Origin of the sequence: Myxococcus sp. CA039A, assembly GCF_013336645.1 — a bacterium.
GTDB classification, from domain to species: Bacteria; Myxococcota; Myxococcia; order Myxococcales; family Myxococcaceae; genus Myxococcus; species Myxococcus llanfairpwllgwyngyllgogerychwyrndrobwllllantysiliogogogochensis.
The window spans coordinates 13768-34161 of record NZ_JABUMQ010000087.1 but is presented as its reverse complement, the minus strand read 5'-3'; the positions used below and the strand labels follow the sequence as shown (position 1 = coordinate 34161).

Annotated in this window: 12 protein-coding genes; 7 read left to right on the top strand and 5 right to left on the bottom strand. The window is 69.2% G+C overall.

The window, feature by feature from the left end; translation table 11 throughout:
• The 4 genes from HR086_RS16535 to HR086_RS16520 all read left to right on the top strand — a co-directional run.
• A partial coding sequence (locus HR086_RS16535; protein WP_254626347.1) for a polymer-forming cytoskeletal protein occupies positions 1 to 1120 on the top strand: 1120 nt, incomplete at its 5' end.
• A gap of 255 nt (positions 1121 to 1375) precedes the next feature.
• Positions 1376 to 2722, top strand: coding sequence for a 2Fe-2S iron-sulfur cluster-binding protein (locus HR086_RS16530; protein WP_174466099.1), 1347 nt, complete (start codon positions 1376 to 1378; stop codon positions 2720 to 2722).
• Positions 2719 to 4206, top strand: coding sequence for an FAD-dependent oxidoreductase (locus tag HR086_RS16525; protein ID WP_141645163.1), 1488 nt, complete (start codon positions 2719 to 2721; stop codon positions 4204 to 4206). The genes HR086_RS16530 and HR086_RS16525 overlap by 4 nt, the downstream gene beginning before the upstream one ends.
• Before the next feature lie 354 nt (positions 4207 to 4560).
• Entirely contained in the window at positions 4561 to 5355 is a 795-nt protein-coding gene (locus HR086_RS16520; protein WP_141645162.1) for a serine protease, read from the top strand.
• A 9-nt stretch (positions 5356 to 5364) separates the two neighbouring features.
• Here HR086_RS16520 and HR086_RS16515 read toward each other — a convergent pair whose 3' ends face one another.
• The gene (locus HR086_RS16515; RefSeq protein ID WP_174459275.1) at positions 5365 to 6234 is read right to left on the bottom strand and encodes an SDR family oxidoreductase; all 870 of its coding nucleotides are present in this window, start codon (positions 6232 to 6234) and stop codon (positions 5365 to 5367) included.
• Between the two features lie 191 nt (positions 6235 to 6425).
• Between HR086_RS16515 and HR086_RS16510 the strand changes: the two genes are divergently transcribed.
• A complete protein-coding gene (locus HR086_RS16510) occupies positions 6426 to 6890 on the top strand; it encodes a universal stress protein (protein ID WP_174463683.1) in 465 nt (154 codons plus the stop codon).
• A 12-nt stretch (positions 6891 to 6902) separates the two neighbouring features.
• On the opposite strand, the gene HR086_RS16505 is transcribed toward HR086_RS16510, so the two are convergent.
• Entirely contained in the window at positions 6903 to 8048 is a 1146-nt protein-coding gene (locus HR086_RS16505) for a hypothetical protein (RefSeq protein ID WP_174459298.1), read from the bottom strand.
• A 56-nt stretch (positions 8049 to 8104) separates the two neighbouring features.
• On the opposite strand from HR086_RS16505, the gene HR086_RS16500 reads away from it, so the two are divergent.
• A complete protein-coding gene (locus HR086_RS16500; RefSeq protein ID WP_174466098.1) occupies positions 8105 to 8650 on the top strand; it encodes a hypothetical protein in 546 nt (181 codons plus the stop codon).
• 30 nt (positions 8651 to 8680) lie between these two features.
• Here HR086_RS16500 and HR086_RS16495 read toward each other — a convergent pair whose 3' ends face one another.
• The 3 genes from HR086_RS16495 to HR086_RS48535 form a co-directional block, all read right to left on the bottom strand.
• The gene (locus HR086_RS16495; protein ID WP_141645157.1) at positions 8681 to 9454 is read right to left on the bottom strand and encodes a 1-acyl-sn-glycerol-3-phosphate acyltransferase; all 774 of its coding nucleotides are present in this window, start codon (positions 9452 to 9454) and stop codon (positions 8681 to 8683) included.
• A gap of 20 nt (positions 9455 to 9474) precedes the next feature.
• Positions 9475 to 10257 (bottom strand): exodeoxyribonuclease III, encoded by a 783-nt coding sequence (locus HR086_RS16490; protein WP_141645156.1) that lies wholly within the window; start codon positions 10255 to 10257, stop codon positions 9475 to 9477.
• 81 nt (positions 10258 to 10338) lie between these two features.
• Positions 10339 to 14622, bottom strand: coding sequence for a lamin tail domain-containing protein (locus HR086_RS48535; RefSeq protein ID WP_254626346.1), 4284 nt, complete (start codon positions 14620 to 14622; stop codon positions 10339 to 10341).
• A 576-nt stretch (positions 14623 to 15198) separates the two neighbouring features.
• On the opposite strand from HR086_RS48535, the gene HR086_RS16470 reads away from it, so the two are divergent.
• Positions 15199 to 20367 (top strand): multicopper oxidase domain-containing protein, encoded by a 5169-nt coding sequence (locus HR086_RS16470; protein WP_174466097.1) that lies wholly within the window; start codon positions 15199 to 15201, stop codon positions 20365 to 20367.
• Positions 20368 to 20394: the final 27 nt, after the last annotated feature.

Genomic DNA, 20394 nt, shown 5'->3' with positions numbered 1-20394 from the left:
TCCCGTCCCCGCCGCGCCTCCCGCGCCCGCCGTGGCGGCGACGCCCGCGACTCCTCCGGCGCCCCCGGCTCCGGAGATGGACACGGAGTCGGGACACTCCGAGGAGGGCATCGGCTCCGACGCGGAGGGGATGGAAGAGGTGCGGGATCAGATCCGCGAGCAGATCCACCGCACGCGGGACGAGCTGAAGCGCTCGCGCCGCTCCGGGGGCCGCAATGTCGTGGCGCGCGGACAGTCGCTCGAGGTGAAGGAAGCCCAGAACGTCCAGAGCGCGGTGGTGTACGGCGGCAACCTCGTCGTGAAGGGCCACGTGGAGAACGACGCGGTCGCCTTCGGCGGCAACCTGGTCATCCACGGCCACGTGGAGGGAGACGCGCACGCCTTCGGCGGCAACGTCGTCCTCAAGCCCGGCGCCAAGGTGGAAGGCGACGTGTCCTCCTTCGGCGGCAACGTGGAGCGCGAGGACGGCGCGGACGTGGAGGGAAGCATCAACACCTTCGGCGGCGCGAACATCGGCCGCATCGTCGCCGGCGAGCTCAAGGAAGGCCTCAAGGAGTCGCGCAACCCGCGCCACGAGCACGAGGAGCGAGACTCCGACGACGACAACAACAACGAGGGCGGGCTGGCCACCTTCATCCTGACCTTCGCGGTGCTCTTCGGACTGGGCTTCCTGGGACAGATGTTCTTCCCGGCGCGGATGAAGCAGGTGGGTGACGAGATTCGCGCCCGTCCGGTGCAGAGCGGACTCACCGGCCTCTTCGGAGTCGTGGCGATGATTCCCCTCACGGTGGTGCTGGCCATCACCATCATCGGAATCCCCGCCGCGCTGGTGCTCTGGATGGCGGCCCCGCTGGCCGCGGCGCTCGGCTTCGCGGCGGTGGCGAGCGAGCTGGGCACGCGGCTGCCGGTGATGCGCGGTCGCAAGACGCAGGCGGTGGTGCTGGCGCTGGGGTTGTTGGTGTTGATGGTGGTGGGCGCAATCCCGGTGCTCGGGGCCATCGTCTCCACCCTGGTCGTCCTGGTCGCCCTGGGCGCGGTCATCCGCACCCGCTTCGGCTACCGGCCGCGTGGCAGTGGGATGCCGGAGCCCATCCACCCGCACACCGAGCAGCCGGTCTAACGCACCGCCGCCGGGGATTGCCCGGCGCGTCAAAGGAGGCGGACAGCGCACCGTCCGCTCTCCCGAGAGCACCCACCGGGGATCGCCACGAGCCCAGACGGCCCGTGACGGTCCCCGGTGTCGTTTCAGCGGCAGTCTTAGAGAAGTTCCATCGCGCCATCACCGCGACTGTCGGATGGCCCCCATGACCGGGGTGCGTCATGCCTCGACAGGCTTTGACCACCCGGTCCGGGTACGCCATTTTGCGCGGCACCCATGCGACGCCTCCCAGACGCCTCGTTGCGCGGCAGGGCCATCACCGTGGACCTCGAGGGCGAGAGCATCCCCGCCATCGAAGGCGAGCCGGTGGCGTGCTCCCTGGTCGCCGCCGGCGAGCCCATGCTTGCCCGCTCCGTGAAGTACCACCGCCCTCGCGGGCCCTACTGCTTCGCCGCCGCGTGCTCGCACTGCCTGATGCGCGTGGATGGCCTGCCCAACGTCTACACGTGCCGCACGCCCGCCAGGGAGGGCATGAAGCTGGAGCGGCAGAACGCGTACCCCTCCGCGAAGGTGGACGTGTTCGAGACCATCGACTGGTTCTTTCCCAAGGGCCTGGACCACCACGAGATGTTCGCCGGCGTGCCCGTCGCCGAGCAGGTGATGGCCAAGGTCGCCCGCCAGCTCGCCGGCCTGGGCCTGTTGCCCAAGGAGGCCGCCCCCTCGCCGCCCGAGTCGCGCACGGTGCGCACCCGCGTGGCCATAGTGGGCGCTGGCGCCGCGGGCCTCGCCGCCGCTCGGGAGCTGACCGAGCGTGGCATCCCCTTCCTCCTCTTCGAGCGCGAAGACCACGTGGGTGGACGGCTCGCGCACGGCGCGCCCGAGCGGGACGCGCCCGAAATCACGGACGTGGCCACGCTCGCGCCGGCAAGCCTCACCACGCGCGCCACCGTGCTGGGCCTGTATGACGACGAGGCGGGGCGCTTCCTCGCGGTGGGCGTCTGGGAGCCCACGGGCACGCGGCTCCTGAAGGTCTACGCGGAGCGCTTCCTGCTGACGCCCGGCGGCCACCCGCCCATGGTGCCTTTCGAGAACAACGACCTGCCCGGCGTCTACGCGGGGCGCGCGGCCAGTCTGTTGCTGCGCCGACACGACGTGGCGCCCAAGGTCGCCGCGCTGGTGGGCTGGGGTGACGAGCTGTACGGCCTGGCCAGGCTCCTGGAGGAGCGCGGCGTGAAGCTCTCCGCGGTGGTGGACCTGAAGGGCCCGCCGCCCTCGGGGGCCCACGCGCTGGCGGTGGAAGGCTCCGAGCCCAAGGCCCACGGTATGCGCTCCGTGAGCGCGTTCAGCTTCACGCCTCGCGATGGCCGCAGGCGCAAGGTGCACTGTGACGCGGTGCTGGTGTCCGTGCCGGTGAGCCCCAGCTTCGAGCTGGCGCGACAGGGCGGCGCGAAGGTGTCGTTCGACGCCGGACGCGGGCTGTTCCGGGTGGAGGCGGACGCGGATGGACGCACCGAGGCCCCGGACATCTTCGCGGCGGGCGACCTCACCGGTGGAGGCAGCGCGAAGGACGCCGCTGCCGCGGGACGCCGCGCGGCACAGACGCTGGTGGGAGGACTGTCATGAGCAAGTCGATGATCTGCTCGTGCGAGGACGTCACCGCGGATGACGTGCGGCACGCTGTCTCGCGCGGCTATTGCGACGTGGAGTCGGTGAAGCGCTACACCGGCTTTGGCACCGGCATCTGCCAGGGCAAGAGTTGCCTGTCGGCGGTGGCCGCGCTGCTGGAGAAGGAGAAGGCCCTCAAGCCCGACGCGGTGGTGCCCTTCACGCCGCGCCCTCCCCTGTTCCCCACCGAGCTGCGCCTCTTGGCTTCCGCTCCGGTGGACGAGTCCCAACCTCCCGTGGGCGGCCTGCCCCAGGACGTGGACGCCTTCGCCAGCGCGCTGCGGCCCGAGGGGCCCCTGCCCGCCAAGGCCAAGGTGGTCATCATCGGCGGCGGCATCATGGGGCTCGCGCTCGCGTACAACCTGGCGCGCGAGGGTGAGACGGACGTCGTCGTGCTGGAGCGCGGCTACCTGTGCGCGGGCGCGTCCGGCCGCAACGGCGGCGGCGTGCGCATGCAGTGGGGCACTCCGGCGCTGGTGGAGTTGGCCAAGCGCTCCATCGACCTGATGAAGGGCTTCGCCCGGGATTTGGGCATCAACGTCTGGCTGCGCCAGGGCGGCTACCTGTTCCTGGCCCGGACGGACGCGGTGGCCAAGCGGCTGGAGCGCAACGTCACGCTGCACAATCGCTACGGCGTGCCCACGCGGCTCGTCACCCCGGACGCGGCGCGTGACATCGTCCCCGGCCTGACGATGAAGGGCTGCGTGGCGGCCTCCTTCAATCCCGAGGACGGCGTCATCTTCCCCTGGCCCTTCCTGTGGGGCTACGCGCAGGGCTGCAAGAAGAAGGGCGTCCGCGTGGAGACGTACACGGACGTCACCGGCTTCGAGGTCAGCGGGGGACAGGTGCGCAAGGTGAAGACGGACCGGGGCGACATCGCCTGTGACACCGTCGTCCTCGCGTCGGGTGCGTGGAGCCCCGAGGTCGCGAAGCTCGTCGACGTGCAGCTCCCCAACGAGCCGCACCGTCACGAAATCCTCAGCACCGAGCCCCTCAAGCCCTTCCTGGGGCCGCTGGTGTCCGTGCTCGACTCGGGCCTGTACTTCAGCCAGTCGATGCGCGGCGAAATCGTGGGCGGCATGGGAGACCCGAAGGAGCCCGCGGGGCTCAACATGGGCAGCACCCTGCGCTTCGTGTCCCGCTTCGCCCGCGCGCTGATGGAGCAGATGCCCCACGTGGGCCACGTCAAGGTGCTGCGCCAGTGGGCCGGGTGCTACGACGTGACGCCGGACAACAACCCCATCCTCGGCCGCACTCCCGGCCTGGACAACCTCCTCCAGATGTCCGGCTTCGTCGGCCACGGCTTCATGATGGCCCCCGCCGTCGCCGAGCGGATGGCGAAGTGGATGGTCACCGGTGAGTCCGACGAACTCTTCACCCGCTTCAACCTGCGCCGCTTCGCCGAGGGCAGCCTGGAGCGCGAGGACATGATCATCGGCTGAGCCACCCAGGCCTTCGCCTCGCGTCGTCGACGGGCCGCGCCCCCTCCTGCCTGGAGCGGAGCGCGGCCCGTGGATTTTTCCGTCGCTGTCCTGGCACGGGACACCGGGCCCTCTGACTGCCCACAAAAACGACACTCCCAGAAAAACAAGTAAATCACGACAATCACTGAGGTTTGTCCCGAGGGGCGCGAAGGGCCTTTACATGGCCTCTCGTCAAACCGGAGCACGCGCGCACCACCTGGGCGCGCGCGGGTGAGTGACTCCCGAGTGAGCGTGTCCCGTGGATGACGGTGGCACGGGGTGTGCCAGGGCCCACGCGGCGCGCAATCCCGCGCGTGGTGGAGGAGTCCCCCGATGATCGCGAAGAGCATGCGTGCGTTGTTCCTGGTGGGTGCCCTGTCGGCATGCGGTACCGAGCAGGCTCCCGACGTTCCCGATGTGGAGGCGAACGAGCCGCTCCAGTCCCAGGAGTCCACGGTCATCGTCGGCTCGGTGAACTGGGTGGGCGCCACCACGCTGACGGGCACGCAGCGCACGCGCTCCAAGGCGGTGGGCTACCTGTCCATCCCCGCGGTGGGCAGCCGCTGCACGGCGTGGCTCGTCTCCGCCGACGTCATCATCACCAACAACCACTGCATCGGCAGCGCGTCCCAGGCCGTGGGCGCGCGCGTGTCCTTCAACTACGAGGACGGCGTCGCCTCGGCGGATCGCATCTGGTACAACTGCGCCACGTTCATCAAGACGTGGTCCGGTGATGACATGACGGCGGTGCGTTGCTCGGCCACGAACGGCCAGCTGCCCGGCAACGTGTACGGCTGGCTGACGGTGTCCACCACCAACGCCGCCACCAACGCGAGCGTCTACGTCGTGCACCAGAACTGCGACTACTACACGACGTCCGGCTGCGCCCCGACGAAGAAGTCCTCGCCGGGCGTGGTGAAGAACGCGAACTACTCCACCACGGACCTGTCCTATGACGCGGACACGCTGGGCGGCTCCTCGGGCTCGCCGGTGTTCTCGTCCTCCACGCACCAGGTGGTCGGCCTGCACCACATCGGCCTGGGCGGCAACTCGTCCGGCCGCGGCACGGCCAACACCGGCGTGAAGGCCACCCGCGTGAAGGCGCGCCTGACGGAGATCGGCCTCTAGTCCGTCACGTCATGCCGGAGTGGGCTCGCGCGCCAGCAGCACCGGTGACGCGAGCCCCACCGGCAGCGCCTCGGGCGCGGCCAACGCCTCGCGCCGCACGCCCCGCAGCGCCAGCCGTCCCAGGGCCCGCTTCACCATGCGCGGCAGCAGGGGCAACAACCGCATCACCCACCGGTGGCCCCAGCCTGGATACACCAGGGCCTCGCCCCGCTCGAAGGCCGCCAGCGCGACGCGCGCGCAGTGCTCCAGCGAAATCTGGAAGAAGGGCGCCACGCCCGCGCCCACGGCCTGGGCGCCCGCGTCTCCCAGCGGCCCCGGCGCCACGCGGGTGATGACCACGCCGCGCCCCTCCACCTCCAACCGCAGCGACTCCGTGAAGCCGTCGAGGAAGCGCTGCGTGGCGGCGAACATCGTCGAGCCGGGCAGGAAGAGCTGCGCGGCGCCCGAGCCGATGTTCAGCACCCCGCCCCTCCCCCGCTCCAGCATGGGGGCGAGCAGCCGGTGGGTCAGCAGCGCGGGCACCCAGACATTCGCGCGCAGCAGCTCCTCGAGCCCACCCCAGCGCGCTTCGGCGTACAAGCCCTGGCGCCCCAGGGCGGCGGTGTTCACCAGCACATCCACCCGGACGAAGTGCGACTCCAGCGAGGCGACGAGCGCGTCGATGTCGCGCGACTCGCAGACGTCGCACTGCTCGAGCAGCACGCCCAGGGTGGGATAGAGGGACAGCAGCTCCTCGCGCAGCGGCTTCAGCCGCGCCACGTCTCGGTCCACGAGGACCAACGTGCGAACGCGCCGCGACAGCAGCCGGGCAAGCTCCCGGCCGATGCCCTCGGACGCTCCGGTGATGAGGACCGTGCCCTGGTCAATGGGAGGACGCATGGGAGAGAGGCACCTCGTCTTCGTTCAGGTGCCCATCCTGCGCACGAATCGCGGAGCGCGCTCGCCTCCCCGCAAGCTCTGCGCGCGCACGGGTACGAGCAGGCGGGCAAGCCCTGGCATGGAACTTCCACTGAGCGTCTTCCGGCCCCATTCCCCTAGCAGGGGCCTTTCCAACCACCGAGGAGCCGCCGATGGCCGCACCGTCCCGCATTCTCGTTCCCATCGATTTGAGCGAGGGCTCTCGCACCATCATCGACTACGCCCTGCACCTGGCGCGGCCCTTCAACGCCTCCGTGGAGGTGGTCCACGCCTGGGAGCCCCCTCAATACGTCGCGCCGGACCTGCTGGTGGCCGCGCCGGGCTGGAATGCCCTCTCGCTGGAGCAGGTCGCCATGGACACGGCGCGCAAGGAACTGGCGACCCTCCTCCAGCAGATGGAGCCCCCACAGGTGACGCTGAAGCACCGGGTGCTGGTGGGCGAGGCGGCCTCCACCATCCTCGAACTCGCGGAGCAGGAGCGCTTCGACCTCATCATCATGGGCACCCACGGCCGCCGGGGGCTCCCCCGACTCCTGCTGGGCAGCGTGGCGCAGAAGATCGTCTCCCGCGCGCCCTGTCCGGTGCTCACGCTGCACGTCGCGCCGGACAAGAAGTAGCGAGCACCGCCTCTAGCGCCCGAGCGCCGCCCGCGTGGCGGCCTCCCGCCGTCGGGCCGCGAGCACCGTGGGCACCGCGAGCACCGACATGGCCACCATGACGAGCGCGGCGCCGAGCAATTCGCGCGTCCCCACGCCGGGCAGTCCCAGGAACAGCGACAGCCCCACCGTGGCCACCACACCAGAGAGCACGCTGGACGCGCGATTCACCGGCACGGAAAAGGCATTCTCCCTCGCGTCCAGGAGGATGAGCCCGCCGAAGATGCCGGTCCCCTGGGACAGCAGGCCCACCAGCACCTCCTCCAGCAGCCGCCCCCGGGCGAACATGCCGGTGAAGCCCTCGCGGATGTCCTGCGCCGCGGCGGAGCCACCCCAGAGCGCCACCCCGGCGAGCACGAGCACGAGGAAGGGCGTGGCCACCATCTGCTCCTCCACGAAGTAGCGCGTGGACAGCGACTTGTCCTCGGACTTGGCCAGCCGGCTCATGGCGCGCAGCCGGATGAAGTAGCTGAGCAGGTACACGCCCACATCCACCATGGCCACCACCGTCATGGTGGCCCGCGCATCCGTTCCCGACGCGACGACCACCGCCGAAAAGCTCAAGCCCAGCGCCACCCACGAGGGCCAGCGCACACGCCTGCGGCTCAGGACGTCCACCACGGGCGCCAGCACCAGCACGCCGCCGCGCATCAGCAGCATCATGAAGACGATGGAGGTGCCCTCCAGCGTGTACGCCAGCGTCGTGGTGCCGATGATGGCCGCCGAGCACATCCCGGACAGGAAGGTCCACGGCCCCGGCGAGGGCACCCGCAGGCCCAGCACCTTCCGGTGCCCCGCGAAGCGCCACCAGCGCTTGAGCGTGAGGAAGACGAACATGCCCACCATCGACGTCGCCGCGCTCACCGGAAGCAACGTGAAGCCGACGATGCCCTCCTCCATGCCCGGCAGGGAGCCGCTCGACAAAGCCTTCGTCAGCGCGCTGTAGGGGGCATAGGCCGCGAAGTACCCGAAGGCATAGACCCAGATGGTGAGGTCGGTGGAGTCGTCGTGCTGCGTCGAAGGAGCGGCCAGTGCGGACCTCGGGACAGGGCCAGATGGACACCGTACAGCAAGGCGCGTGCCCTGGCCCGCACCGGCTGGAACAACCGCCCCATGCAATCAGTGCGAGCCCTCGTCCGTAGGCCTCTCAACTCGGATGTCTCAGGAGCCCGCCCATGCGCTCATCGCTGCTGCCGACCCTGGCCCTCGCCGCCACCCTCACCTTCCCGGCCTTCGCGGCGGATGACGCGGCGAAGAAGCCCAACGACATCAAGGTCGTCTGCGCCACCACGTCCAAGGATGGCAGCCGCGCGGTGCAGGGCACGGACCTGGTCATCGAGGCCGGGGACAAGGTGACGGACGCGGTCGCCGTGGACGGCAACGTCATCATCCGCAAGGGCGCCAGGGTCGACGACGCCGTCGCCATCCGGGGCCGCGTCATCGTCGAGGCCGGCGCCCGCGTGACGGGCGACGCCGTCTCCATGGGTGGGGAGGTCCGCATCCTGAACGGCGCGCGCGTGGACGGCAGCGCCATCGCCCTCGGCGGCAAGCTCACCGTGGACAAGGACGGCGTCATCGGCGGCGACCGGGTCAGCCTGTCCTTCGAGATTGGCGGCAAGGACCTGCTGCGCGGCTTCATCGAGGAAGCGCTCGAGGAAGAGACGGGCTGTCACATCATCGACGAGGACGACGAGGACAAGGGCGAAGACAAGGACGTCTGAACGACGTCCCCTCCCAGCCCGCGTGGAGTGCTACGCGGCGCTGACGGTATCCGGGGCGGAGTCCGCGTCCCGGGTCAACGGCTGGAGCGAGGCGCGCAGCGAGAGGATCTGCTCGCGCGCCAGCGTCTTGAGCTTCTCCAGGTCATCCATCGTCATGCCCTTGGTGGAGATGGGCGTGCCCACCGTCACCATGCCGCGCGAGGTGGAGAAGCGCCACGAGTGCTTCGGCAGCGCCTTGCGCGTCCCGCTCACCGCCAGCGGCAGCACGTCCGCCTGACGCTCGATGGCCAGCCGGAACGCGCCGTCCTTGAAGGGCAACAGCTCGTCCGTCTTCGAGCGCGTGCCCTCCGGGAAGATCATCACCGGCATCCCCTTCTCCATCCACTCCTTGCAGCGCGCCATCGCGCCCGTGGCGGACTCGCGGTCTCCTCGGTGCACGGGGATGTCGCCGGCGAGGCTCATCATCCATCCCACCACGGGAATCTTGAAGAGGTTGGCCTTGCCCAGCCACTTCATCTCCCAGGGCAGATGGGAGATGAGGAACGGGTCCGCGTTGGACTCGTGGTTGCTCACCACAACCGTGTTGGGGGCCACCCGCTCCGGCACCGCGCCGTGCACCCGGAAGCGCCAGTACGGCGTCAGCTTCGCCGCGGTGACACCCACCATCCGGAAGCACCGGCCCGTGGCATAGCGCGTCTTGTCGAACGGCAACGTGAAGATGGCGATGACGAGCTGAACGAAGAAACCGACCAGCGCGACGATTCCAATCTCGACCCAGGTCCAGATGGAGAGCAGTGCGTTCATGAGAGAGCCTCGAGCAATCGTCAGCGGACAGCGGAGTCCAGGTCCACGCTCACCGGGCAGTGGTCCGAACCCGACACGTCGGGGTGGATGGCGGCGCGCTTGACGTAGGCCATGGCTCCGGGAGACGCCAGGACGTAGTCGATACGCCAGCCGATGTTCTTCTCCCGCACCCCGAAGCGCTGGCTCCACCACGAGTAGTGGCCGCCGCCCTTGTGGAAGTGTCGGAAGCTGTCGACCCAGCCCGCCCGGAGCCACCGGTCCAGCTCCTCGCGCTCCTCCGGACGGAAGCCGCTCGTCTCGCGGTTCTCCCGGGGACGCGCCAGGTCGATGTCTTGATGCGCCGTGTTGAAGTCGCCCACCACGAGCACCCGCCCACCATCGCGCAGCGGCTTCTCCAGCTCCGCGAAGAGGCGTCGGTAGAAGGACAGCTTGAAGGGGATGCGGCTCAGGTCCCGGTCCTTCCCGTTGCCGTTGGGGAAGTACACGTTGGCCACCGTGAGCTTGCCGAAGCGGGCGAGTTGGAGCCGGCCCTCCACGTCCATCTCCGGGATGCCCAGACGGGTCTCCACCGCGTCGGGTTCATCTCGGGAGAACAGGCCCACGCCGCTGTAACCTGGGCGCTCCGCGGACGAGAAGTGCGTCTTCCATCGGGGCGGGGTGCGGACCTCGTTGGGTAGCTGGTCGGCGCGCGCGCGCACCTCCTGCAGCGCCACCACCTGCGCCCTCGCGCCCGACAACCACGGCAAGAAGCCCTTGCCGTGGGCCGAACGCAGTCCATTCACGTTCCATGAGACGACTCGCACGGAACGCTTATGGCCCGGCCGGGCCGGGTTTTCCAGCCCCTACCGGTTCAGAGGCCGGTAGGGGCCGGGGATGCCCGTCAACTACTCCGTGGCGCTGGAGGAGTTCTGGGGCTGACGCGTCGTCCGGAGGATGAAGTCGGACGCGTTGTTCTGCGAGTCATACCCGTTGCCAGCCGTCGCATCCGAGCCGTTCTCCATGGTCGCCGACGTGGAGGAGATGGTCGCCTTGCGCTCGAAGCTCCCCGCCGCCGCCGGCATGGAGGAGAAGGTCGTGCCCTCGGGGGCATCGCCGGTGCCGTAGGCGACCGCATCCACCGTGGCCGGGTCGTTCACGTTCACGCCCAGCCCCGGCGGGCCGATGCGCAGGTTGCCTCCGCCCGACGCGCTGGCCTGCATGGAGAAGACCGTGCCCCAGCTCGCATCGCCACTCACGGCGCCCGCGTACTGCCCGTGCACCACGAGGTAGAAGCCGCGAGGCTGGATGATGGCACCCGCCGGAAGCGTGGTGGACAGGTACGTGCCGCCAATCGCTCTCTTGTACTGGACCTTCCAGCCGGACAGGTCCACCGCGGTGGCGGTGGGGTTGAACAGCTCGATGAACTCGTCGTTCGCATTGCCCGCGCCCGCCGGAGCCGCCTCGCTGATGACGATGTGGTCCGCGCCCGTGGGCGCGTCCGTCACGCGAAGCTGCGCCGACACCGTCTGGCCATCCAGCGTGGCCACGACCAGGCCTTCACCGCTGGCGTTGGCCGCGACCAGGTCGAACTTGGCGGACAGCGTGTCGGCCCGCACCACCACCTGGGCCGGCACCGCGCCCAGGCTGGCCGGCTGCACCTCCAGGAACACCGTCGTGTCCACCGCCGGAGGCACATCCAGCGTCACCGTGAAGGCGAACGAGGAGCCCCCAGTCACCACGGCGACCTCGGGCGAGAGCTGCGCCAGCGCCGCCGGCTGATCCGCGGCCAGCACCTGCACCAGGGCATCGCGAGTCACGCCGCCCAGGCTGGCCGTCAACGTGGCCTTCTGCACGTCCGGATCCTGCGACGCGTCAGCGCTCAGGATGACGACCGCGGAACGCTGGCCCGCGGGGATCATCACCTGCCCACCCTCCACGGTGACAGCGGGGCTGGACGACGCCACCGTCACCACCGTGTCCTGGAGCGCCGGGCCGCTGAGCGTCACCGTCAGCGGCTCCGGGAACGTCGGGCCGCTGGAGCCCGAGCGCACGAACACGCCCGTGGGGGCCAGCGAGGCCAGCGTCGCCTCACCCGTCCCCGCGGGCACCAGGTCCGCGGCGGAGCGCGGCTCGATCTTCGAGTGGTCATTGCGCAGCTCCAGCACGCCGGTGATGGAGAAGAACCGGTCTCCCAGTGCCGGCATCGGGTACGTGTACAGGTAGTCGTTGATGCGCAGCGAGCTGTTCACCTCGAACTCACCGGTGGGCGCGCTTTCGCCGCCAGCCGGCGCGGGCGCGATGCTCGTCACGTCCACCTGAGACACCCGCACCAGCACGCCTTCCAGCGGTCCGGCGCGCAGGCCGCCCGTGGCGATCTCCGCGGGCGTCACCACCTGCGGAGCCGGCAGCGTGCTGCCCTGGCTGATGATGGTCGCCGTGGGCGTGGCGATCTGCAGCTGGCCGAAGTAGTTGGCCACCGTGCCGTTGACGTTCACTCGCACGCCCGCCACCACGTTGCTCGGGGGCGCGGTGCGGGTGAAGACGAAGACGCCGGAGTAGTCCGCGCCCTGGTAGCCCTGATCCAACGGGTTGACCTGGACAAAGTAGCCCGTGCTGCCCACGCCGGTGACGGTGACGTTGGACAGGCCCACGCGCTGGCCCACCCACGCCGAGCCTCCACCCGGAGCCGGCTCCTTCACCTGGTAGATGGACAGCGGGCACGCCGTGTCGCCCGGGTTGGGCGACGCGCAGATGTCACACACGTCGCCGCGTCCGTCGCCATCCGCGTCGGCCTGGTCGGCGTTGGGCACGCCGGGGCAGTTGTCCACGGCGTTGATGACGCCGTCGGCATCCGAGTCGTTCGGGTTGGGCCGCGCGCACAGCGTGGTGTTCGCGTTCAGCGGGCACACGTCGCACGCGTCACCGACGTTGTCGCCGTCCTCGTCCCGCTGGAGGCCCTGGTCCATCGGGCGCACCGGGTTGAAGACCGCCGGGCAGTTGTCCTGCGCATCGGGGATGCCATCGCCGTCCACGTCCATGCCGGTGGGGTCACCGGAGTAGACGGTGGAGCCCGTCACGGAGGCCGGGTAGCGGGAGTCCGTGGAGGCGCGGCGCGGCTCGCACACCGGCTCGCTCGCCGGCACGGTGCAGGAGAACAGCGGGTAGGCGCCGTTGTTGCGCGATCTCAGCGTGTCCAGCGACGTGCTGATCTCCGACTGGAGGCACACCGAGCGCTGCGCGCCGCACACGTCCAGCGTGTCGCAGCTCGCGCCACCCAGGGCGGTGACCACCGCCGCCTCACCGTAGAGCGGCGTGCCGCCGCGCATCGTCAGCACCACGTCCGCAGGCTCCGCCATGATGACGGCGCGGTACGGCGAGGCCACATGGCCGTTGAGCCGGAAGATGGCAACGTCCGCCAGCTTGCCCGGCGCCAGCGCGCCCGTGTTCGTGGCCTGGAACGCGTGGGCCGCGTTGCCAGTCACCATCGCCCACGTCTCCGCGTCGGTCAGCGAGTTGTTGAAGTAATCACTGTCCAACGAGTCCGCGCAGCGCAGCTCACGCAGGATGTTCATGGAGCCGGAGCGCAGCCAGTCGGTGCCCAGCGCGATGTTCACACCCAGTGACTTGTAGAGCGGAACCGCGGCCGTATCGCCATACAGGCCGATGTTGGAGCGCGGCGACCAGACCAGGCTGCTGCCCTTGCCGGAAATCATGGAGATGTCGGCGGCGCGCAACCCGATGCCATGGACGATGGCCGTGCGCTGGCTGAGGATGTCCTGGCCACCAGACTGCTGACCGGAGAGGCAGAGGAACTCGTTGCGCGCGGTGCCTTCGATGCCCTCGGCGATGTGCGGCAGATAGGCCGAGGCGGCCGGAATGTCCGACGGCGTGTCGATGCCCGCGTAGCCACAGCCGCTCGCCACTTCGCGACCGTCGCTGTCGCTCAACGGGAACGTCTGGTAGTTCGCGCCCGAGCCCGCCCCCAGGCCTTCCTGGTTGCTGCCCATCTCGGAGAGGTTCGGCGCGTCCAGGTTGCGCAGCAACCCCTTGGCGCCACCCGAGCCGGCGATGGACGTGGTGCCCGCGATGACCTGGCGCAGCTCGCCCCAGCGAATCCCATCCGCGTTCGTCGTGCCGCCCGCGGAGATGCGCGTGTGGCCGTTGTTGCCTTCACGCCAGTCGTGGCGGTGCTCGTAGCGCTCTTCCACCGTCGAGCCGGTCGCCACGTAGGGCGCCGCCTGGAACGTGATGTGGTCATGCGAGTTGATGAGACCCGGCGACACCACCGCCTGCGGGCACGTCACGCGAGTGGCCGTGGACGCGCCTGGCGTCTGCGAGCAATCACAGCTCACGCACTGGATGATGCCCGCGGAGTCCACGAGCATCTGCCCACCCTGGTAGACCTTGTCCGGCGCCAGAATGATGCCCGTGAACAGTCGCGCCGCGCCGCCCGACTCCACCGAGCAGGACCCCGTCGGAGGAGGCGGCAGGTTCGCCGCCGGGCACATCACGACGGTCTCACCCGAGCCCGCGTCCGTGCCGGCATCGCTCCCCGAACCCGCATCCGGCTCGCCAGAACCGGCGTCCGTCCCCGCGTCCGTCTCCACCGGGCCAGCATCCGTCCCCGCGTCCGTCTCCACCGGGCCGGCATCCGTGCCCGCGTCCGTCTCCACCGGGCCGGCATCCGTGCCCGCGTCCGTCTCCACTGGGCCGGCATCCGTGCCCGCGTCCGTCTCGACAGGACCGGCGTCCGTGCCCGCGTCCGTCTCCACCGGACCCGCATCCGTCTCCCCGGGGCCTGCGTCGATGCCGGCGTCCGTCTCGACAGGACCGGCGTCCGTCTCCACCTGGCCCGCATCCGTGCCCGAATCCGTCTCCACCGGGCCAGCGTCCGTACCCGAATCCGTGCCCGCGTCCGTCTCTACGGGACCCGCATCCGGCTCACCGGCGTCCGGCTCACCCGCGTCAGGTACCGTGGGACCGGCATCCGTGCCCGCGTCAGGCGTCGGCTGACAGCTGCTTTCACAGCCATCCCCATTGGTGGTGTTGCCGTCGTCACAGCGCTCGCCACTTTCGACGACACCATTTCCACAGACAGGGTTGGAAGGAGGGTCGTCACCATCACAAGCTGAGACGACCAGGAGCAGCGCCGTGAGAGGCGCCAGCAGTTGGCGGAAAGACCAGGACATGTAGGGGACGCTCCGGAGTGGCAGACCTGCGGGGGGCTGAATCCTACAACCGTCATGCATCTTTCAATCAGCAAAATTTCAACAACACCGTAGCAAAATGCAACTCCGGGGGTGCTTTCCACCCCAGGAAAACTCGGGCAATTCCCGTGTTTTAGAGACTCTAAGGGTTAACCACCACATCCCTGTTCCTTTGAAACCTCTCAGACAACCTCCCAGTGCGGGCACGAAGTGTCGCGAGTCCGGACGCTTACGCGGAGTGTTTACTTCCCGTCGGCGACGCCCATAGTGAGACATCGGAAACACGGACTGGATGTCTGTGTTTCTTGAGAAGTCTCTCAGAAACACAAAGGTCGCGCTTCACGGCTTAATCATGAAATCGCTCTCATCGAGGGCGGTTCAGGGGGATGTGTGTCTTCAACCAAGAATCGACAACACCCAGGGGGGAGCCCCCTACCCGGAGGCCGGGTCGCGCCCACGCTCGGGCGATCCTTCCTGGCGGCCGCGCTGGTCTCCAGCCTCGCCTGCCAACCGGACGGAACCGACGCGTCCCCGCGGGCCGCTCCAGGCCGCCAGCCCATGGCGCCCACGCAGGAGAAGCTGGTGGGGTCCTCGCCACAGGCGGTCGCGGAGCCCACGTGCGCGCGGACGATCTTCGCGGACGTGGTGGCGCTGGACCAGGTCTACACCTACAACCGGCTGGGCTCCTTCAACCCCACGGGCATGATCTACGCCCTCCGTGAGGACGTGGAGGCCATCAGCCCGAGCAAGCCCGCGGGGCCCGGCAACGCGCGGCTGAAGACGAACAAGCGCCCCCGCCCGCTCACCCTGCGCGCCAACGTGGGGGACTGCCTCCACGTGAAGTTCACCAACTGGCTGGCCCCCACCCGCTCGGCGATTCCCAGCGCGGAGGAGTCCCAGCCCGGCCCGAGCAAGGCGGGCGGCTCCACCACGCAGAGCTTCCTGCGCAAGCTCTTGCCGCTCTGGGTGTGGACGCCCTCGTATGACGCCGTCCTCTCGCTCATCAAGGGCGAGGCGGTGGGCGGCCGGTGGTTCTGGCTCGGCGAGGACAAGGAGGCGGACAGCGACCACCGCGACAACTCCCCCGCCACGCGCCACGCCTCCATCCACGTGCAGGGCCTGCAGTACCGGAACATCCTCTCCGACGGCGCCAACGTCGGCTACAACCCCAGCAGCCTCGTGCCTTCCGGAGGCTCGCTCGACTACGAGTGGTACGCCGACCACGAGGGCGTCTTCTTCTTCCACAGCATGGGAGCCTCGTTCGGCGGCGAGGGCGACGGAGGCTCCACCGCGCAGGGCCTCTTCGGCGCCGTCAACGTGGAGCCCGCGGGCAGCAGCTGGTACCGCTCCAAGGTGAGCGCGACCGTGCTCAAGTCCGTCACCACGGGCACCAACCCGGACGGCACGCCGCTCATCCAGTACGAGAAGCTGGATGACTCCAACCGTCCGTACCTGGCCATCCTGGACGCCAATCGGCAGATCCGTCACGGCGACCTGGAGGCCATCATCACCGGCTACAAGGGCACGTCGGTGGGCACCCGGACGTCCATCGACCAGGGCCACTTCCGCGAACTCACGGCCATCTACCACGATGAAATCAAGGCGGTTCAGGCCTTCGACGAGCTGGAGTGGAACCCGACGTTCCACAGCGTCCGCGACGGCTTCGGGGTGAACTACGGCGTGGCGGGCCTGGGCGCGGAGCTCATCGCCAACCGCGCGAAGATTGGCCCCACCAAGGACTGCGTCACCTGCGAGTACGAGGAGTTCTTCCTCGAGTCCTGGGCCAATGGCGACCCGGCGATGAACGTGGAGAAGGACGCCTCCGGCAAGGCCGTGGCGGCGCTCTATCCGGACGACCCGACCAACGTGCACCACAGCTACCTGGGCGACCCGGTGCGCATCCGCAACATCCACGCGGGCCCCGCGGAGACCCACGTCTTCCACCTCCACGCCCACCAGTGGAAGTACTCCCCCGGCGCCCAGGACTCCAACTACCTGGACTCGCAGACGGTCAGCCCCGGCTCGGCCTTCACCTACGACATCAACTTCGGAGGCTCCGGCAACCGCAACCTCACCGTGGGCGACTCCATCCACCACTGCCACCTGTATCCCCACTTCGCCCAGGGCATGTGGGCGCTGTGGCGCGTGCATGACGTGTTCGAGGCCGGCACCAAGGACCGCGTGCTGCCCGACGCGGAGATCAAGAACGGCACGCCCAACCCGGCCGTCATCCCCATCCCCAGCCGGGCCATGCCGCCCATGCCCACGTATGTCGCCACCACGGTGAGCACACCGTCGGGCCCGATGACGCGGCCCGCGTTCCCCGGCTATCCCTTCTACATCCCGGGCATGCCCGGCCGCCGGACGCCCCAGGCGCCCCTGGACCTGGAGTTCGACGGCGGTCTGCCGCGCCACATCGTCACCAACGCGGTGGGCCCGGTGGCCTATGGCAACTCGGGGCGCTTCGACGTGGACCCGACGGCGCTCAACATCAAGCTGCTGCCCCAGGCCGGCACCCCGACGGAGAAGGCCGCCATGGCCTTCCACTCCGGCGACTTCCCCAGCTCCGTCGGCGCCACCGCACCGTCCATCGTGCCGCTGCACAACGACCCTGTCTTCGCGGAGACGGTGAGGTACTACCCCGGCTACACCGCGCTGGGCGGCACCGGGAAGTTCCTCGTCAACGGCCGGCCCCCCGTCGCCGGTGCACCCTTCGCGGACCCGTGTCCGGCGCGCACGACGAAGCGCAACTACCGCGCGACCTATCTCCAAATCGCCATGCAGCGGGTGAACCGGGCCGGCTGGCATGACCCGCAGGCGCGACTGATGGTGCTCAACGAGGACGTGCCGGCGACCCAGGACGGCAAGCGGCCTCCAGAGCCCTTCTTCTTCCGCGCCGAGTCGGGCGAGTGCATCAACTTCTACGCCACCAACCTCATCCCCGCGCACCTGGCACCGGATGACTTCCAGATCTACACGCCCACGGACATCATCGGTCAGCACATCCACCTGGTGAAGTTCGACGTGACGGCGGCGGACGGCGCCGGCAACGGCTGGAACTACGAGGACGGCACGCTGTCCTCGGACACGGTGGCGCACCGCATCCACCTGGCCAACGCGGCGGGCGGCGCCTTCGTGGCGGATGGCAACGTGGGCGAGACGGGCGCGCGCGTGTATCTCACCGCACCCGCGTCGCACCCGCGCATCCCCCGCGCGCCGGGCACCGCGCAGACCAGCGTGCAGCGCTGGTGGGCGGACCCGCTGCTCAGCGACTCGGGCAAGGAGCACCCGCTGGAGACCGTGTTCACCCACGACCACTTCGGCCCGTCGTCCCATCAGCAGCACGGCTTCTACGGCGCGTTGATCGTCGAACCGAAGGGCTCCAAGTGGAGGGACCCTCGCACGGGCATCTTCTACGGCTCGCGCGTGGCGGACGGTGGCCCGACGAGCTGGAGCGCGGACATCATCACCGCGAACCCGGCCAACAGCTTCCGCGAGTTCGCCATCGCCTTCGCGGACTATGTGCCCCTCTACGACGAGTGCGGCAAGCCGGTGAACCCGCCCAACTACAAGGAGGAGAAGCTGCCGTGGGCGGTCGGCTTCGAGTCCACACCCATGCCGGAGGCCATCAGCGCCGCCGACCCGGGCGGGATGACCATCAACTACCACAACGAGCCCATCCCCCACCGCATCTCCACTCGCCTCAGTTGCAGTGATCGGGTGCAGCGCAGCGGGACGCGCGGAGACATGGCCAACGTCTTCCGCTCGGACATCCACGGCGACCCGTACACGCCGGTGATGTACGGCAACCCGGGCGACAACATCCGCATCCGCCTCATCCAGGGCTCACAGGAGGAGCAGCACTCCTTCACCCTCCACGGCAACAAGTGGCTCAAGGAGCTGTACGACCCGGACAGCGGCTTCTACAACGCGCAGCCCATCGGCATCTCGGAGAAGTTCGAGTTCAACCTGACCGGCGGCCTGCCGCAGATCATCGGCCCGTACGAGACGGCGGACTACATGTACATGAGCGCTTCCACGGGCGACCTGTGGAACGGCATGTGGGGCATCCTCCGAACGACGAAGAACCGGCTGCGCAACACCCGCACCCTGGCGGACGTGGCCCTGCTGGCCGCGGACGAGAACCCGAAGCTCCAGTCTGTCGCCACCCGGGGCGCGGCGAACGGAGAGGTGCAGCCCTACCCGCCGTTCACCCTGCTGGACCTGCCCGACGAGGCGGGCCTGGAGGTGTTGGATCCGGAGAAGGAGCGCGACTCCGTGGAGGACTCCTACGAGGTGGACGAGACGGGCAAGCCGGTGAAGCAGCGCACCGTCGAGCACCTCATGGCGGACCGCGAGGGGATGATGCGAATCGACAAGGACCTGGTGCTCCAGTACGAGGCGCTCCAGTGGTTCGGCATCAAGCCCATCAAGACGGACTCGTGTCCGAAGGGCTCGCCGGTGCGGCTGTACCGAGTCTCCGCCATCGACGCGAAGAACCACATCGCCGGCAAGCGGCTCGTCTACAACGATGCGCACAAGATCTACGACCCGGACGCCATCATCTTCGCGCAGGACGCGCACCTGGCCGGGCTGAAGGCCGGCACGCGCAAGCCGGAGCCGCTCATCCTCAGGGCCCGCGCGGGTGAGTGCATCCAGGTCATCCTGACCAACCGGCTGCCATCCACCACCCTGCCGAAGTCGTACGTCTGGGCGCACCACTCGGCCATCACTCCGCGCTTCAACGTCAACCAGGTGCGGATGTCGAACCACGTGTCGCTGCATCCGCAGCTCGTCAACTACGACGTCAACGTGGACGACGGCGCCAACGTGGGCCTCAACGCGGTGCAGACGGTTCCGCCCGGCGGCACGCGCGCGTACCGGTGGTTCGCCGGTGAGTTCAAGAGCTCGCCGTTCGGCACCCCGTTCCCCTGGGGCCGCAGGACGCCCATGGAGTTCGGCATCGTCAACCTGCGCAACATGGCGGACGTGGTGAACCACGGCATGCACGGCGCCATCGGCGCGCTCGTCATCGAGCCCGCTGACGCCTCATGGACGGCCGACCCCGGCACCGAGGCCCAGGCCTACGTCTCGTACACCCGGGCCGACGGCAAGCCGGAGACGTTCCGCGAGTTCGTCGCCCTCTTCCAGGACGACCTGGGCCTGCACAGTGATGACTCCACCTTCTGGGACACGGATGGCCTGGAGAGCGGCACGGCGCTGCGCAACACGGCGGGAATCGACGACTCGCAGGACACCGGACAGAAGGGCTTCAACTATCGCACCGAGCCCCTGTGGGCCCGCCTGGGCGTGCCGCCCCAGACGGACATGGAGACGCTCAACGATTACGACCTGCGCGACATCTTGAGCTCCACCGCGCATGGCGACCCGGCCACGCCCGTGTTCGAGGTCAAGGTGAACGACCCGGTGCGCTGGCGCTTCGGCCATCCCTCCGGTCACTCACGGCAGCACGCCATCTCCATGCATGGCGCGGAGTGGCGCCGCAATCCATGGCTCGCGGGCAGCCAGTCGCGCGTCATGGGCCCCAACGCCACGTCACCCATCATCTCCACCCAGGGCGGAGCGTCGGTGATGCAGTCGTACACGATGATCCCCGAGTACGGCGCGGGCGGTGCCTCTAGCGTCAAGGGCGACTACCTCTACCGGGACCACGCCAGCTTCCTGTGGAGCGCTGGCGGCCTGTGGGGCGTGTACCGGGTGAAGTAGCGGCTGCTCGCTGTTGGTTCCGGGCGA

Excerpts from the sequence above, each read along its gene's own strand:
- HR086_RS16470 (WP_174466097.1), top strand. The coding sequence starts at position 15,199 with ATGGCGCCCACGCAGGAGAAGCTGGTGGGGTCCTCGCCACAGGCGGTC.
- HR086_RS48535 (WP_254626346.1), bottom strand. The coding sequence starts at position 14,622 with ATGTCCTGGTCTTTCCGCCAACTGCTGGCGCCTCTCACGGCGCTGCTC.
- HR086_RS16525 (WP_141645163.1), top strand. The coding sequence starts at position 2,719 with ATGAGCAAGTCGATGATCTGCTCGTGCGAGGACGTCACCGCGGATGAC.
- HR086_RS16520 (WP_141645162.1), top strand. The coding sequence starts at position 4,561 with ATGATCGCGAAGAGCATGCGTGCGTTGTTCCTGGTGGGTGCCCTGTCG.
- HR086_RS16500 (WP_174466098.1), top strand. The coding sequence starts at position 8,105 with ATGCGCTCATCGCTGCTGCCGACCCTGGCCCTCGCCGCCACCCTCACC.
- HR086_RS16515 (WP_174459275.1), bottom strand. The coding sequence starts at position 6,234 with ATGCGTCCTCCCATTGACCAGGGCACGGTCCTCATCACCGGAGCGTCC.
- HR086_RS16530 (WP_174466099.1), top strand. The coding sequence starts at position 1,376 with ATGCGACGCCTCCCAGACGCCTCGTTGCGCGGCAGGGCCATCACCGTG.
- HR086_RS16495 (WP_141645157.1), bottom strand. The coding sequence starts at position 9,454 with ATGAACGCACTGCTCTCCATCTGGACCTGGGTCGAGATTGGAATCGTC.
- HR086_RS16510 (WP_174463683.1), top strand. The coding sequence starts at position 6,426 with ATGGCCGCACCGTCCCGCATTCTCGTTCCCATCGATTTGAGCGAGGGC.